The sequence below is a fragment of the Arthrobacter sp. H41 genome, assembly GCF_000520535.1.
Classification (GTDB): domain Bacteria; phylum Actinomycetota; class Actinomycetes; order Actinomycetales; family Micrococcaceae; genus Arthrobacter_D.
In genome coordinates, this window is the sequence record NZ_KI914808.1 from 1 (window position 1) to 14,217 (window position 14,217).

Genomic DNA, 14,217 nt, shown 5'->3' on the forward strand with positions numbered 1-14,217 from the left:
ACGCAACGCTCAACAGCGGAGAACTACACCACTCAGCGGGACGTAACCCCAGCAGGGTCCGTTGCCATTGGAGACAACACCATGACAGAGACACCCAACAAGTCGGTTACCCTTCGCTTTCTCGCTGCGCCAACGGACCTTGGCCACAGCGGATCCGTCGACGCCGGCACGGTGCTGGAGTGGGTGGACAAGGCCGCTTACGCGGCGGCCGTCGGCTGGGCTAAGTCCTACTGCGTGACTGCATACGTCGGCAACATCCACTTCGCCGATCCCGTCAAGGTCGGTGACATGGTGGAGGTACAGGCCACCATCGTCCACACCGGTCGGTCCTCCATCCATATCCAAACGGTGGTCTCCTCGGGTGATGTCAAGGGCGACGAGGCAACCATGCGCAGCCAGTGCCTGGTGATCTTTGTAGCGGTGGGCCCCGATGGAAAACCGGATCCCGTCCAGCCTTTCGAGCCCGCCACGCCGGAGGAGATCCAGCGCCGGGACAGCGCCGTCGCCCGGATTGCGGTTCGCGAGCAGATCGTGGCGGCCATGAACAAGCAGGAATATACCGGAGAAGGAACAGCGGAACGTGTCACCCTCCGCTTCCTCGCCGCTCCCACGGACGTCAACTGGGGCGGAAAGGTCCACGGCGGCACGGTGATGGCCTGGATCGATGAAGCGGCGTACGTGTGTGCCTCGAGATACTCGGGCAGGCACACCGTGGCGGTCTTCTCAGGTGGAGTGCGGTTTTATCGGCCGTTGCTCATCGGCGACGTCGTGGAAGTCGAAGCACGCCTTGTCTATACAGGAAAGAAAGGAATGCATATCGCCGTGCATGTCCGGTCGGGCGAAGCGACCGGGACTGAAATGCACCTCACCACGTATTGCCTCACCGTCATGGTTGCCCGCGACGACAGCGGTACCGCTGTTCCCATACCGGCGTGGTCGCCCCGCTCGGAGGAGGATAAGCGGTTGGCGGAGCATGCCCGGGAACTTCTCGAGATTCGTGGACGGGCTCCGGGAAACAGGCTGCCGAACCACCTGCTTGGCTAAGGGCAGTCCTTGCTCTATCGCCATGAAGTCGAGCCCGCGGGCCGGCCCGGTGAGTTGGAAGTCGAAGAGCCCGCGGGCTCACTGCTCGAGCGGGCGAACGGGCTTCAGAGGGAGCAGCTGATCAGTAGCGGTTCCGGGTGCAGGCGTACCCCGAACACCCGCTCCACGCCGTCGGCCACGAGCCGCGCAATGCGCAGCAGGTCCTCGGCGCTCGCTCCGCCGCGGTTGGTCACGGCAAGGGTATGTTTCGTGGACAGCGACGCGCGCCCACCGACCGAATGGACGCCGGCGTCGCTGCCCGAGCTCCCACCCGTACCCTTGTCCCGAGGAGTCTCCAGGCCGAAGCCCTTCGTGAACCCGGCATTCTCGATCAGCCAGGCAGCGCTGAGCTTGACCTTGCCCTCCTCCCCTGCCGGGAACCGAGGCGCATCAACGGGCAGCACCGATGCTTCCGAATCCGAAACGATGGGATTGGTGAAGAACGAGCCGGTGCTCCAGGTGTCCCGGTCCGGCGGGTCGAGGACCATTCCCTTCGCGGACCGCAGCTTCAGCACCGCGCGTCGCACATCGGTGGCGTAGGCCCGGCCCCCGACGGGAAGATCGAGTGCGCGGGCGAGCTCGGCGTACTTGATGGGCTTGCCCATCCGTCCTAGTCCGAGCTGGAACTCGACGCTCAGCACAACGTAGCGGGGCGATCCGTTCACCGTGGTGTGCTTCAGCAACGAGGTCCGGTAGCCGAATTTCAACTCGAAGTTGGTGAAGCTCTTGATAGTGCGGGTTTCGCGGTCCCAGGTACGCACCGTGGCGATCGTCTGGGACACATCGGAACCGTAGGCGCCGACGTTCTGCACCGGCGTAGCTCCGGTGGAGCCCGGAATTCCGGACAGCGTTTCGAGGCCCGAGAAAGCATGCCGGACCGTGTACTCCACCAGCTCGTCCCAGTCCTGGCCCGCCTGCACCTTGACCATCACGCCGCCGCAGGTCGCGTCGTCGTCGTTCACCGTGAAACCCGAGGAGGTGATGCGGACTACCGTGCCGTCGAATCCCGCGTCGGAGATGATGAGGTTGGATCCGCCCGCGAGAATGAGCAGCGGCTCCCCCGCATCATCGGCCGCGCCGACGGCGTCGATGATCTCCTGTTCGGAACCGGTCGCGACGAGCTTCCGGGCCGGCCCGCCCACGCCCGCGGTGGTGAATGAAGCGAGTTCCACTCCTGCAACCTGCTCCGTCACGGCAATTTCACGACTGCCTGTGCCTTGACCAGCACCTTCTGGCCCCCGTACATCACGGTGAGGTCCACCCGCGCGGTCTTCTCCTCGCTATTGATCGCCCCGATAACTCCCCGGACCTCGACAACGGCTCCCGCGGCTGCCGGCTCGGCCGTCGTATCCTCCACGATCACCAGCTTGGTGAAGCGCGTCTGGTAGTCGACGACGGCGCCCGGATCGCCGGTCCAGTCGCTCACCAGCTGCACGGCGGCGCCCATGGTGAACATGCCGTGCGCAATCACGCCGGGCAGTCCCACGCTCATCGCGAAGGCCTGGTTCCAGTGGATGGGGTTGAAGTCGCCGGACGCACCCGCGTACTTCACGAGGTCCTGACGGGTGATGGGAATGGTAGCCGACCCGATTTCCTGGCCCACTTCGAGGCTCCTGAACTGAACTGTCATGGCTACTGCTCCTCTCCGCGCACCAGGAGTGACGACGTCGTGGTGGCTGTTCTCTCGCCGTCCACCGTGAAGATCTCGGCGCGCGTGGTGATCATCGCGCCGCCCCCCATCGCGCGGACCTGGTCCACGTGCAGTTCGGCGACGAGTTCGTCTCCGGCGACGATGGGCCGGTGGTGGATGAAGCGCTGGTCCGCGTGGACCACGCGCGTGAAGTCGATGCCTGCGGACGGATCCGCGATGAGCTGGGCATCTGCCCGCTGCGCCACGATGATGGCGAAGGTCGGGGGCGCTACGAGGTCGCGGTGGCCGAGAGCTTGCGCGGCTTCGACGTCGTAGTGTGCCCGGTTCCCCGCTTTCACCGCCCTGGCGAAGTCCCGGATAGCTTCCCGCCCTACGGTGAAGCTGTCCCCGGCGGGATAACTCCGCCCCTGCAGTTCTGGATTGATGGTCATGGATCTCCTCCGAAGGGGGCGTGGAAAAGCTTCAAGGATAGTCGAGCGGAAGGGTTCAGCAGCGGGCGCCCGAGCGCCGCCGCACGTCCCTTGCGCGCACCACCATACCCGCGATATGACACACCAGACCTGCGACGATGACGGGCATCGCCGCGAAGACGAGTGCATTCGACCCGGAGGCCGCCCCGGAGACGGCGAGCAGAATACCGACGCCGGTGATCACCAGTGCGGCGACCAGAAGCCTCCGGTACAGGGCCGAGCCGGTCTCCCACGGGGTATTGAGCATGGTTCAAGCCTACTGGTTCAGCTCAGAACAGGGACTCCTGCACCGCGGGGACCCCTGTTGTGAAGTTCCCGGGTTCGATCCGCCGGCCCTTGAGCAGGGACAGATCCGCAAGGAATGGCACCGCTGTTCCTGCGATCGTGGCGAGCACGCAAGAACCGATCATCGGCCCGATAGTGAACCCGTGCTCGCCGGAATCCAGTGGCTCCGGGTAGGGCTGCGACTGCGGGGCGGTCAGCACAGCGCTCCACGACGACGGCGGGACGAACACCTCCTGCACCACGGTGAAACCTCCGATGTCCATGCCGTTCGTCAGCAGGTCCCGGGTCGCGTCCGCATGCTCCGCGTTCAGCACGTCGAGCTGCCTGGCCTCCAACGGCGCGCGCAGGGCGGCCGCCTTTGCGGAAGACCGCACGGCCTGCTGCAGCCCGAGGGCGCGCGTCACCTCATCCTCAAGAATGCGCACGACGCGGCCGTTCTCGGCCGACGCGACGTAGCTCGCCGCCACCGCCCCCTGCTCCACGAGGCGGGCGCGTTTCCGCAGGTCCGACGCCGTGCCGACCTTTGTGGCACCGCCTGCGAAAGTGGCGATATAAAGCCAATGGCGCTGGTTTAGATAGCGCTTGAGCCCTTCGGGCGCTATCCCGGAACGGTGGATGTCGTGCATGAACCGTAGGTCGTCGCGGGCGAAACACTGCCCGCACTGGTACCCGCGTTCAGCGGCTGCCTGCACCGCGCAGCGGACGTGGGTACGCGTTTCGACGTCGTGCACCCGATAGTGGCCGAGGCAGTACCTGACGCCGGGAGACGAGGCGATGCGGTAGCCGAGCCGGGCGCCAGGCACCAACGGGAGATCCTCGGACGCGCCGTCGGGACCCTCGAGGGCAAGGAATGGGATATTTTTCCGCCAGGTCACCCCACTGCACAGGTACTGCGGGGCGGGCGGCATCCAGCAAGCCTAGACGGACACGCGGCACGGCTTCGACCGCCCTCCCGAGTAGTCTCCTAGGTTGTCTGGCCCTCGTGCTGACCCTCGGCGATCTCTTCGAGGAGTTTGTCGTTGAAAGCGTCGAGGTCACCGGGATTACGGCTGGTGACCAGACCCTGGTCAACCACCACCTCCTCGTCGGTCCAGTTCGCGCCCGCATTCCGCAGATCGGTGGCGAGGGTGTGGTAGGAGGTGACGTCACGGCCGCTCACCACTCCCGCCTCAATCAGCAGCCACGGGCCGTGGCAGATCGACGCTACCGGCTTGTGCTGCTCGAAGAACGACCGTGTGAACTGCTGGGCATCCTTATCGACGCGGAGGAAGTCCGCGTTCACCACACCTCCGGGCAGCACGAGTGCATCGAAATCCTCGGCCTTCGCATCCTTCACCGCCAGATCGACCGAGAACGTCTCCCCCTTGTCCATACCGTCGAACCCCTGCAGCTTGCCCGTCTTCGGGGAAACGAGCGTCGGCACTCCCCCGGCTTCCTTGACGGCATTCCACGGACTCGTCAGTTCAATCTGCTCGACGCCGTCGGTGAGGAGGAAGGCCACTTTCTTGCCTGAAATATTGTGCGCGGACATGTTTTCTCCAATGAGTAGAGTCGCTATGCCTTACGTCTCCACCCTAGGAAATGTGCAGATCCTAAGCAAGCTGACTAATTGGTCGGCGGAATCGACGCCGTCGAGCGCTGTTCCGTCGTGGGGAATCCTGATTCGAGTTTGCTATAACGGCAATGATGTTTGCCAAATAAGACGCCGTCGGCAAAGAATTGATCTTGTCGGCATTCCTGCCGCGTCAGCACCCAGGAGAGAGCCATGGACAAGCAGTTCCAGTACGACGTCGTCATCATCGGAGGAGGGGCAGCGGGGCTCAGCGCCGCTGTAACCCTGGGAAGGGCACTCCGCTCGGTGCTCGTGATCGACGCGGGACAACCGCGAAATGCACCCGCCGCGGGTGTGCACGGATTCCTCTCCAGGGACGGCGTGAGTCCCCTGGAACTGCTGTCGATCGGCAGGGAGGAAGTATCGACCTATGGCGGAGCGATCCTGCAGGGAACCGCCACGTCCGCTCGAGCGCTGCACCCGCAGTCCCGCGAACCGCAATTCGAGGTGCTGCTCGAGGACGGCACCCGCGTCACGGCGCGGCGGCTGCTGCTCACAACGGGCCTGGTCGACGAGCTGCCAAACGTCCCGGGTCTCCGCGAGCAATGGGGCCATGGTGTGGTGCACTGCCCCTACTGTCATGGCTGGGAGGTGCGGAACCGGCCCATCGGAGTCCTCGCCTCGGGACCCATGGCCATCCACCAGGCACTGCTGTTCCGTCAGTGGAGCGCCGACATCACCCTGTTCCTCAACGACGCCGTAACCCCCACGGAAGAGGAGTGGGAGAAGCTTGCGGCCCGGTCGATCAGTGTCGTCGAGGGGGCAGTGCGCGAAGTCGACGCCGACTCGGAGGGCGTGACCGGCGTAGTCCTGGACTCCGACCGGGCGTTCGCGCTCGGAGCCCTGGTGGTCGGGCCCCGGTTCGCTGCCCGCTCGACCGTGATGACCTCGCTCGGGCTGCTGACCGAGGAGCATCCGATGGGAGTGGGCGCTGCCCTCGAGACCGACACCCGCGGAGCTACGGCAGTGAAGGGGGTGTGGGCGGCGGGAAACGCAACCGACCTTTTCGCCCAGGTCATCAGTTCAGCGGCAGGGGGCGCTGCGGCCGGGGCGGCCATCAACGCCGACCTCATCGACGAGGAGACCACCGCTGCCGTAGAAGCCCGGAAGAACGGCTTCTCGGCGGCCACTGAGGCACGCATTACGGAGTTGGTTCTTGGCAACAAGCGCCACGGCCTCAAGACTGTACTCACCCCTACCCTGGAGCACCATGCACACTGAATCCGAGCACGAAGAGTTCGAGCACGCTGTCTTCGATCAGGAATTCTGGGACAGGCGGTACGCCGGCCAGCACCGGGTTTGGAGCGGAAACCCGAATCCCCACCTCGTGGCCGAGACGCAGGAGCATACTCCAGGCCGTGCACTGGATGTCGGGTGCGGAGAGGGCGCCGACGCCATCTGGCTCGCGGGCCGCGGCTGGCGGGTCACCGGCGTCGACATCTCCCCCGTCGCCCTGGCCCGGGCGCGGGGACAGGCGGACGCGGCCCAGGTAGGAGACCGTATCGAGTGGTTTGCCGAAGACCTGCTGTCATGGGAGCCCGAGCCACTGGGCTACGATCTCGTGTCGGTACAGTTCATGCAGCTTCCGCCCGCGGACCGGACTCCCCTGTTCCAACGGTTGGCGGCCTCGGTGGCACCCGGCGGCACATTCCTGATCGTGGGCCACCACCCGTCCGACATGCACACCACGGTTCAGCGACCGCGAACGGCCGCCCTGTTCTACAGCCCTGATGAGGTGGCCGGACTGCTCGACGCCGGCTGGACGGTCACGGCCTGCGAGGCACGCCCGCGTCCAGCCGCGGACCCCGAAGGGAACCTCGTGACCATCCACGATTCGGTGCTGGTGGCCCTCCGAAACAGGTGACCGTGCTGGCATACTGGCGCCATGGAACCTTCGGGATGGCTCGATCCGGCTGCATTCTGGGCCATGTACGACGACGGCGAGCAGCAGGTGCGCCGCGTCGCTGCCGGCACCAGCGTTTTCGGACTGGTCGGCTGGCCCGGAGACAGGGCCACCGGCGAGTGGGACCTCGGGTCCACCCCTCCGACCGTAGCGACGCTGATTCACGGTTCTGACACCGGAACTCCGCACGTGACGGTGCGCACCACCACCCAGGACCCGGTGGTTGACGTCAGCCTCCAGCGGATGCGGGGCGGTGTCCACGACAGCGGCCCCCAGATGATCGCCAGGCAGCATGCGTTGCAGGAGGAAATGGGCGACGACGTCGTTCTTCCGGTTGACGGCAACCGCACCGTTTTCACGGTGTGGCAGGAACGCGACGGCTGGTGGGCAGCGGGTTCCCACGACGGGCACGGGTTGGTTCTCGGGGTCCGGGGGATGGATCCCGCTACGATCGAGCTGGTGCGGATTCTCGATTTCGAGCCTTACTTCGAGGGCCGGCGCGCCCGCTTGAGAGCCGCAAGGGGCGAGGGCTAGGCGTGCGCCGCAACACCGGCCCTATCCCCAGTTCAGGCACTATCGGTAGGCTCCACCCATGGAACAGGTCAACGAGCGGTACCTCAACTTCGCCAGCGTGATCGACGAATTGACGCTCGAGCAGAACAGGATGACGAGTACCATGCCGTTCATCTACCCGCACTTCGCCTCCATGCCCGACGCTCACCTCGGGAAGGGTTGTGCCGTCGGGTCGGTCCTGCCCACCCTCGGCGCCATCATCCCTGCAGCCGTGGGGGTGGATATCGGGTGCGGCATGGTCGCGGTTCGCACCGACTACAGTGCGAATGACATCCAGCACTTCGACCGGAGAGCGCTGCGTGAAGCAATTGAGCGCGACGTCCCGCTCTCCGCGGGAAACAACAACCGCAAGGTGGCCACGACGGCCGAACTACGGATCCGGCTCCTGGAGCAGGAAGCTGCTACGGCCGGCTTCGACCCCGCGGCATATGTCGGCAAATGGCGTCTCCAGCTCGGGACGCTGGGGTCCGGCAATCATTTCATCGAGGTGTCGCTGGATGAGAACGACGGCGTCTGGCTCTTCCTCCACTCGGGGTCCCGCGGTATCGGCAACCGGATAGCGCAGCACCATATCAAGGCGGCCCAGGCCTACTGCAGGGACCACGGCATCGAGCTGCCGCACCCCGACCTCGCCTACCTCGTCGAGGGGACCGACCAGTTCGACCGCTATATCAAGGAACTGCTGTGGGCGCAGCGGTTCGCGCTGCTGAACCGTGAGGAGATGATGGACCGTGTCCTCCGGCAATTCACCCAGTGGGTCGGTGGGCCGGTCCTTGAGCGGGAGCGAATCAATTGCCACCACAACTACACGGCGAAGGAAACCCACTTCGGCAAGGAGGTGTGGCTGTCCAGGAAGGGTGCCATCGCCGCTGACGCAGGCCGCCCCGGACTGATTCCCGGTTCCATGGGCACCCGGTCCTATGTGGTGACGGGCAAGGGTTTCGCTTCCTCGCTGAGCTCCGCGCCGCACGGGGCGGGCAGGGAGTACTCACGCAACGCGGCACGGAAGCACTTCACCCATGACCAGCTCCGGAAAGCGATGGAGGGCATCGAATTCCGCGACACCGAGGCGTTCCTCGATGAAATACCCGGCGCCTACAAGGACATCGACGTGGTCATGGAGGATGCGAAGGACCTGGTGGACATCCGGCACGCCCTGCGGCAGATCGTGAACGTCAAGGGCGACTGACTTGGCTCCCGTCAGCGGCCCGGCAGCGGAAGTGTCAGTTCAGGCCTGGTCCTCCCCAGTTCCGAGAGCACCAGGGAGACTGCCTCGCGATCGACGCCTCCGCCGTCCTCTCCCCGGTCGCGTGGCCGCGAAAGGACGGCTGCGGCGGAACGGGTGAACGCCGTCCAGTCGCCCCCGCCCGTCCGGAGCGCACGAAGCGGCGCGAGCAGGGCTGCGCGCCGCAGCCAGGCGTCGTCGTCGCGCGCCCAGCGGTTCAGGACGACGTCGGCGCGTGCCCGGACGGGCGACTCCAGCTTGTCGATCAGGGGCCCTGTGACATCGACCGCGAGCGGGTCGACCAGGACCTGCAGCCGCGCCTCCCGGACAAAGCCCTCGATGCGCGTCAGGTCCGAGTGCGCCAGCAGCTGGAGGTTCGATTGAAGCAGGACGACGGCCGCGAGGCGGCGTTCGAATACCGGGACCGCCCATAACTCGGAAGTCAACGCGGTGACCTCGTCATGCGCCAGACCCGGATAGCGGCGGATGGTGTCCCGGATGGTTCCGCGGACCGCTCCCACCGAGGAACCGTAGAAGCGCAGGTTGCCTCCGAGCCTCGCCTCCGCCTCGGCCGCCCGCTCCTCTGACCCCTCACGCTGCAGTGCAACATCCACGAAGTCTGCAGGATCGCTCATCGGACCATTCTCCCGTCTCCGCTGAGCCGATCGGCAACCGGCGACGACGGCGCGGACTGTGCCACGATGGGAATTCCCGCTTGGATCCAGCGCAAGGAGGACAGCATGGAGATTCTGGTCATCGCCGGGCTGGCGATTTTCGTCGGCACCGTGCTCCAGCGGATCTCCGGCACGGGCGTCGGGCTGGTCGTCTCCCCCGTCCTCGCGCTGCTTCTCGGCCCGTCCGCTGGTGTCCTTGCCACGAACGCCACCACCACGGTGACCGGGTTCCTCATTCTGCTCTCCGTGCGGCGGCGCGTCGTCTGGCGACGGGCGCTGGTGCTGATCGCCTCAGCGGCAATCGGCGTCGTCGTCGGCGCCGGCCTGGTGGCGATCATTCCCGCCGCCTGGCTGCAGATCATCGTTGGATCGGTGGTCCTCGCCAGTCTCGCGCTGACGCTGGGTGCGCCGCGTCTACCGCACCTGACCGGTAGCGGGGTCACTTTCACCGCCGGCGCCCTGGGAGGGTTGCTGAATGCGACTGCCGGTGTCGCGGCCCCGGCCATGGTGATCTACGCGCAGGTGACCCGGTGGGAGCAGCGGACCTTTTCCGCGTCGCTGCAGCCGATCTACATGAGCATGGGCGCGATGTCCGTCATCGCCAAGACCGCGATCGGCGGCACAGGGTTCGAGACCCTGCCACCCTGGTGGGTGGTCCCCGCCGTCGTCGGCGTGGTTGCCGCGGGGATCCTGCTTGGGACCCTGCTGGAACGGAAGGTTCCACCCGCGGCTGCCCGAACCCTGGCGATCGCCCTGGCCGGCCTGGGCGGGGTGGCCGCGATTGCCAAAGGCATCTCCGAGCTGGTCTGAGGCGCCGTTCCGCTGGAACAGCGAACTGGCTAGAGCAGTGCTTTCCAGGACAGGATCGACGCTCCTGCTGCAGCTGCGGGGCCGCCGGGGATGACCTTCATCAGCGTGTTGCGGACCACGACGGCGAATTGCCCGCGAACGTCAGCCCCGAGTAGTCCGGCGTAGTGGGAACGACGCGCAATGCGTTGCGTCCGGGGGCGGCGCTGGGCATCGAAGTGCTGGAGTGCGGTTGCGAGCGGTGTACCAACATTGACCGCGCGGCCGATCAGGAGGCCCACGCACACCCCATCCTCCAGGGAGGTGTTGGCGCCTTGGCCCATGGTCGGCACCATGGCATGGGCGGCGTCGCCGATCAGCACCGTGCGCCCATACACGTAGGTTGGAAGGCGCGGTGCGAGTGAGTAGACGTCATGCCGGATGACCCCGTCCGCCGGTGTGGCCTCGATCAGCGAAGGGACCGGGGGTGCCCATCCGGAGAAGTGGCTTCCGGCCGCCGACTTCTCGTTCGGCCATTGCTTTCCCTCGGCGAAGTGGGTGTATCCATACCAATACACCTGGTTCGCGCTGATCCGGACGGCGCCGAATTCGGTGCCGGGTCCCCAGATCACCGCGAAGTCATCCGAGATGAGGGAGCTGTCCTCGACAATGCCCCGCCACGCGGATTTACCGCTGTACTGCGGCACGGTTGCGGGCGCGAGCCGGCTCCGCAGGATGCTGCGCAGACCGTCGGCTCCCACCACGAGGGCCGCCTCGTAGTTCCTGGTGCCGCCTGCTTCAAGGCACTGCACCGAGGCGCGGGCGCCGTCCGGGTTGCCGGGGCTCACCGAAATCACCCGTGCGCCGCTCACAAGGCACGCCCGGTCAGCGGCATTCCGCAACAGCTTATGCAGCTGCTGCCGGTGAATTCCGTAGACATCCTGCGGCGGCTCTCCTGCACTGTTCCGGGGAATGCGTATCAGCCGGGCTCCCCGGTGGTCCATCGTTCCGGTCATATACAGGCGGTGACCTGCGTCGCGTATAGCGGAGTCGATGCCGAGGGAGGCAAGAGCGGACAGCCCATTGGCCGTGATGCTGAGGCCGGCCCCGACTTCGGTAATCCGGTCCGCCTGCTCAAGCACTGTCACGGTCCATCCCTGGCGAAGAAGGGACGCCGCGGCCGTCAGCCCGGCAATGCCGCCTCCAACGATCACTGCTGTGCGCCCGGATCCGACCACATTTCCCCCCTCCGACGTTCCCTACGGATCAACCTAGTGCCTGACCTTGTCCGAACGAACCGAAATCATCCCGGTCGTCGACCTGCGTGAGGCAGACTCCCTCGCCATCGTGAAACAGGCCCTCCAGCTACGCGCTATTCTTGCGAATCGTATGGACGGACACACAGAGGGAGAATCCGTGATCATCCGAAGCGACGTACTCGAGGCAGAGAAGCGCATCAGCGGCTATGTTCGGCGCACGCCCCTGTTCCGCGCGGGCACAGCGGCTGTGCCGCTGTGGTTCAAGTGCGAGTTTCTTCAGCACACCGGTGTCTTCAAGGCCCGCGGGGCTTTCAACCGTCTCCTGTCAGCACGCGAGCGCGGCGAGCTCGACCCCGCAGTCGGGGTGGTGGCAGCCTCCGGCGGCAACGCGGGCCTGGCCAATGCCTATGCCGCGGCGGCTCTCGGTGTTCCGGCAACCGTGTTCGTGCCGGCCACTGCCCCTCGCGTGAAGGTGGATCGCCTCCTCGGGTATGGGGCAACTGTCCGTCAAGTCGGTGCGGAATACGCGGAGGCCTACACAGCGGCGATGCAGTATGTCGAAGCGAGCGGGGCCTTGTTCTGCCACGCCTACGACCAGCTTGAGGTCGCAGCGGGCGCGGGCACCATCGCCGAGGAGATTCTCGAGGATGAGCCCGGCATCGACACGATCATCGTCGCCGTCGGTGGGGGCGGGCTGTATGCGGGCGTCGCGGCAACGGCCGAGGGCCGGGCGGGCGTCGTCGCGGTCGAACCTTTCAGCATCCCCACCCTGCACGCGGCTCTGAAGGCCGGTCGGCCGGTCGACGTACCGGTGTCCGGAATTGCAGCGGACTCCCTGGGTGCCCGACGAGTGGGCGAGATCGCTTTCGGCATGGCGTCGCGGATACCGCCGACCTCGGTGCTCGTCGATGACACAGCCGTCGTCGCCGCCCGGTCGCAGTTGTGGAGCGAGTACCGCATCCCCGCCGAATACGGAGCGGCGACGGCCTTCGCCGCCCTCACGTCCGGAGCCTACACTCCCTCCGCAGGGGAACGCGTAGCAGTGATCATCTGCGGAGCGAACACCGATTCACGCACGCTGGAGAGCCCTCCCGAAGCAGTCGTCGCCAGGCAACCGGGCGACACCCGAACTGCGCGAGCGGAGAGCGGCGGCACCGGGCACGGCTAGCCGCCGTCCTGCTCATTCCTCGGTCCCGCGCAGGAGATCGCGCCCGCCGTACCGCCGGATGGCATGGCTGGCCTGCGCGAGGGCGAGCATTTTCAGCACGAGTTGGCTATGCATGTGCATTCCGACAGCGGCGGTGAGCGCCAGTTCATCGAGTGTCGGTTTCGAGCCCGTGATGTCCAGGTCCAGGCCGGCGATCGAATCAGCGGCAACGGCATAAGTCCTGAGCGTCGCAAGATCCAGCGACACCCCCGCCGTCGTCATCGCGGCGAGATGCGCGTTGAGGGCGTTCCGCGCCTCGCTCGGCTCGTCGGGCCACCCCAGCTCAGCGACAACCGCGTCACCTTCAACCGTGTGCACCTCAGGGCCCTGGAGCTTCAGCACGGTTGACTGGATAACCCCCAGCAGTTCAAGCGTCTGCTCCGCCGAACCGTCGGCCTTGTCGAGGGCGTCCACGATGATCGTGATCTCGCGAAGCCCCAGCCCCACCACGTGCCGCAGCCCCTGGATGAGCCGGAGTCGCTGCAGATGCTCCGGGCCGTAGGCAGCGCGGGTCGGGTTCAGCCGCGCCCCCGGCTGCAGGAGCCCACTCCTCAGGTAGAACTTGATGCTCGTCGCGCTGACCTCGGACGCCTTGCTGAGTTCAGCTAGCTGCACCAGGTACTGCCCTTCCGGTTGGATAGCGGATCAGTGGTTCGATATCCAGATATACAACCATTGGATAGTACTCCTATCCTACAAGCATGGAATGGAACGCATTACTGGCAAGCCACGTAATCGTCGCCCTGTACGTGCTCGCGCTGGGGCCGATGAATATTCTCCGACGACGGCGCGACCGCAGGCACCGCATCCTTGGTTACACCTGGGTTGCCGGCATGCTCTACGTGTGTCTCAGCAGCTTCTGGATTGTCCCTTCCGGACACTTCACCTGGCTCCACGGACTGTCCGCATTCACCATGGTGACGGTGTCGCTCGGCCTCGCCGCTGCTATCCGCAGGAACGTCCGGGGGCATCTTTTCAACATGATCGGCAGTTACCTCGGCATTCTGATTGCGTTCGTCTTCGCCGCCACCCTGCCCGACCGACTCATTCCACGGCTTCTGGCCGACGATCCACTGACCGCCGTCGTCGTTGCGGTCCTTGTCCTCGCAAGCACAGCCGCGCTGTACTTCACCGTTCGTCCGCAGAGGAGGCGGATCCCGCTTGTTCGGGCGGACGTCCATCCGGCCACGCCAAAGGTCAGCGCAGGTAGGACGCACCGTTGACGTCGATCACCGTGCCGCTGACCCACTCCGGCGCCGCGGTTGCGAGCCACGCGACGGTCGCGGCGACCTCGGCCGGCTCGGCGACCCGGCCGAATGGGCTCTGGGCGCGAACGGCGTCCCCGTCCGGCCCGTCGAGAACGGAGCGGCCCATGTCCGTATCGACGAAGCCGGGAGCGACGGTGGCTGCGAAGATCCCGGAGGGGGCCAGGGCGACGGCGAGGGATTGGGTCATCGCGTGCATCGCCGCCTTGCTTGCCCCGTAGGCC

At 66.0% G+C, this 14,217-nt stretch carries 18 protein-coding genes; 8 read left to right on the forward strand and 10 right to left on the reverse strand.

Annotation, left to right across the window (positions count from 1 at the left end; genetic code table 11):
- The first annotated feature begins 81 nt into the window (after positions 1-81).
- Positions 82-1,044, forward strand: coding sequence for an acyl-CoA thioesterase (locus Y705_RS0111720; protein WP_026532992.1), 963 nt, complete (start codon positions 82-84; stop codon positions 1,042-1,044).
- A gap of 104 nt (positions 1,045-1,148) precedes the next feature.
- On the opposite strand, the gene Y705_RS0111725 is transcribed toward Y705_RS0111720, so the two are convergent.
- The 6 genes from Y705_RS0111725 to Y705_RS0111750 are packed head-to-tail and all read right to left on the reverse strand — an operon-like array spanning position 1,149 to position 5,020.
- Complete coding sequence (locus Y705_RS0111725) at positions 1,149-2,255, reverse strand: UDP-N-acetylmuramate dehydrogenase (protein WP_026532993.1); 1,107 nt, start codon at positions 2,253-2,255, stop codon at positions 1,149-1,151.
- A 17-nt stretch (positions 2,256-2,272) separates the two neighbouring features.
- Complete coding sequence (locus Y705_RS0111730) at positions 2,273-2,713, reverse strand: MaoC family dehydratase (RefSeq protein ID WP_026532994.1); 441 nt, start codon at positions 2,711-2,713, stop codon at positions 2,273-2,275.
- A gap of 2 nt (positions 2,714-2,715) precedes the next feature.
- Positions 2,716-3,165: an FAS1-like dehydratase domain-containing protein gene (locus Y705_RS0111735; RefSeq protein ID WP_026532995.1), complete on the reverse strand. Its 450-nt coding sequence runs from the start codon at positions 3,163-3,165 to the stop codon at positions 2,716-2,718.
- Positions 3,166-3,220: 55 nt separating this feature from the next.
- Positions 3,221-3,451 (reverse strand): hypothetical protein, encoded by a 231-nt coding sequence (locus tag Y705_RS0111740; RefSeq protein WP_026532996.1) that lies wholly within the window; start codon positions 3,449-3,451, stop codon positions 3,221-3,223.
- Positions 3,452-3,473: 22 nt separating this feature from the next.
- Positions 3,474-4,397 (reverse strand): DUF2797 domain-containing protein, encoded by a 924-nt coding sequence (locus tag Y705_RS0111745; RefSeq protein WP_049822665.1) that lies wholly within the window; start codon positions 4,395-4,397, stop codon positions 3,474-3,476.
- A 56-nt stretch (positions 4,398-4,453) separates the two neighbouring features.
- A complete protein-coding gene (locus Y705_RS0111750; protein WP_026532998.1) occupies positions 4,454-5,020 on the reverse strand; it encodes a type 1 glutamine amidotransferase domain-containing protein in 567 nt (188 codons plus the stop codon).
- A gap of 234 nt (positions 5,021-5,254) precedes the next feature.
- On the opposite strand from Y705_RS0111750, the gene Y705_RS19460 reads away from it, so the two are divergent.
- Genes Y705_RS19460 through Y705_RS0111770 form a run of 4 tightly spaced genes read left to right on the forward strand, consistent with a single transcriptional unit; the run spans position 5,255 to position 8,766 of the window.
- Positions 5,255-6,322, forward strand: coding sequence for an NAD(P)/FAD-dependent oxidoreductase (locus Y705_RS19460; protein ID WP_049822666.1), 1,068 nt, complete (start codon positions 5,255-5,257; stop codon positions 6,320-6,322).
- Positions 6,312-6,965, forward strand: coding sequence for an SAM-dependent methyltransferase (locus Y705_RS0111760; protein ID WP_026532999.1), 654 nt, complete (start codon positions 6,312-6,314; stop codon positions 6,963-6,965). The genes Y705_RS19460 and Y705_RS0111760 overlap by 11 nt, the downstream gene beginning before the upstream one ends.
- A gap of 21 nt (positions 6,966-6,986) precedes the next feature.
- Positions 6,987-7,538 carry a hypothetical protein gene (locus Y705_RS0111765; protein ID WP_026533000.1) on the forward strand — a complete coding sequence of 184 codons (552 nt, stop codon included), beginning with the start codon at positions 6,987-6,989 and terminating at the stop codon, positions 7,536-7,538.
- 58 nt (positions 7,539-7,596) lie between these two features.
- Complete coding sequence (locus Y705_RS0111770) at positions 7,597-8,766, forward strand: RtcB family protein (protein WP_026533001.1); 1,170 nt, start codon at positions 7,597-7,599, stop codon at positions 8,764-8,766.
- Between the two features lie 11 nt (positions 8,767-8,777).
- On the opposite strand, the gene Y705_RS0111775 is transcribed toward Y705_RS0111770, so the two are convergent.
- A complete protein-coding gene (locus tag Y705_RS0111775; RefSeq protein ID WP_026533002.1) occupies positions 8,778-9,437 on the reverse strand; it encodes a DNA alkylation repair protein in 660 nt (219 codons plus the stop codon).
- A gap of 105 nt (positions 9,438-9,542) precedes the next feature.
- On the opposite strand from Y705_RS0111775, the gene Y705_RS0111780 reads away from it, so the two are divergent.
- The gene (locus tag Y705_RS0111780; RefSeq protein WP_026533003.1) at positions 9,543-10,286 is read left to right on the forward strand and encodes a TSUP family transporter; all 744 of its coding nucleotides are present in this window, start codon (positions 9,543-9,545) and stop codon (positions 10,284-10,286) included.
- A 29-nt stretch (positions 10,287-10,315) separates the two neighbouring features.
- Here the strand turns inward: Y705_RS0111780 and Y705_RS0111785 are convergent, their stop codons facing one another.
- On the reverse strand, positions 10,316-11,500 hold the full coding sequence (locus Y705_RS0111785; protein ID WP_026533004.1) for an FAD-dependent oxidoreductase: 1,185 nt from the start codon (positions 11,498-11,500) through the stop codon (positions 10,316-10,318).
- 178 nt (positions 11,501-11,678) lie between these two features.
- Between Y705_RS0111785 and Y705_RS19465 the strand changes: the two genes are divergently transcribed.
- On the forward strand, positions 11,679-12,689 hold the full coding sequence (locus tag Y705_RS19465; protein WP_081738010.1) for a threonine/serine dehydratase: 1,011 nt from the start codon (positions 11,679-11,681) through the stop codon (positions 12,687-12,689).
- Positions 12,690-12,701: 12 nt separating this feature from the next.
- On the opposite strand, the gene Y705_RS0111795 is transcribed toward Y705_RS19465, so the two are convergent.
- Positions 12,702-13,343 (reverse strand): MerR family transcriptional regulator, encoded by a 642-nt coding sequence (locus Y705_RS0111795; RefSeq protein WP_026533005.1) that lies wholly within the window; start codon positions 13,341-13,343, stop codon positions 12,702-12,704.
- Positions 13,344-13,429: 86 nt separating this feature from the next.
- On the opposite strand from Y705_RS0111795, the gene Y705_RS19470 reads away from it, so the two are divergent.
- Entirely contained in the window at positions 13,430-13,951 is a 522-nt protein-coding gene (locus Y705_RS19470) for a DUF2306 domain-containing protein (RefSeq protein ID WP_049822667.1), read from the forward strand.
- Here Y705_RS19470 and Y705_RS23225 read toward each other — a convergent pair.
- Positions 13,926-14,217 (reverse strand): SDR family NAD(P)-dependent oxidoreductase (locus Y705_RS23225; protein WP_253908595.1); only part of this gene is annotated, 292 nt, incomplete at its 5' end. The two genes, Y705_RS19470 and Y705_RS23225, sit on opposite strands and share 26 nt — an antisense overlap.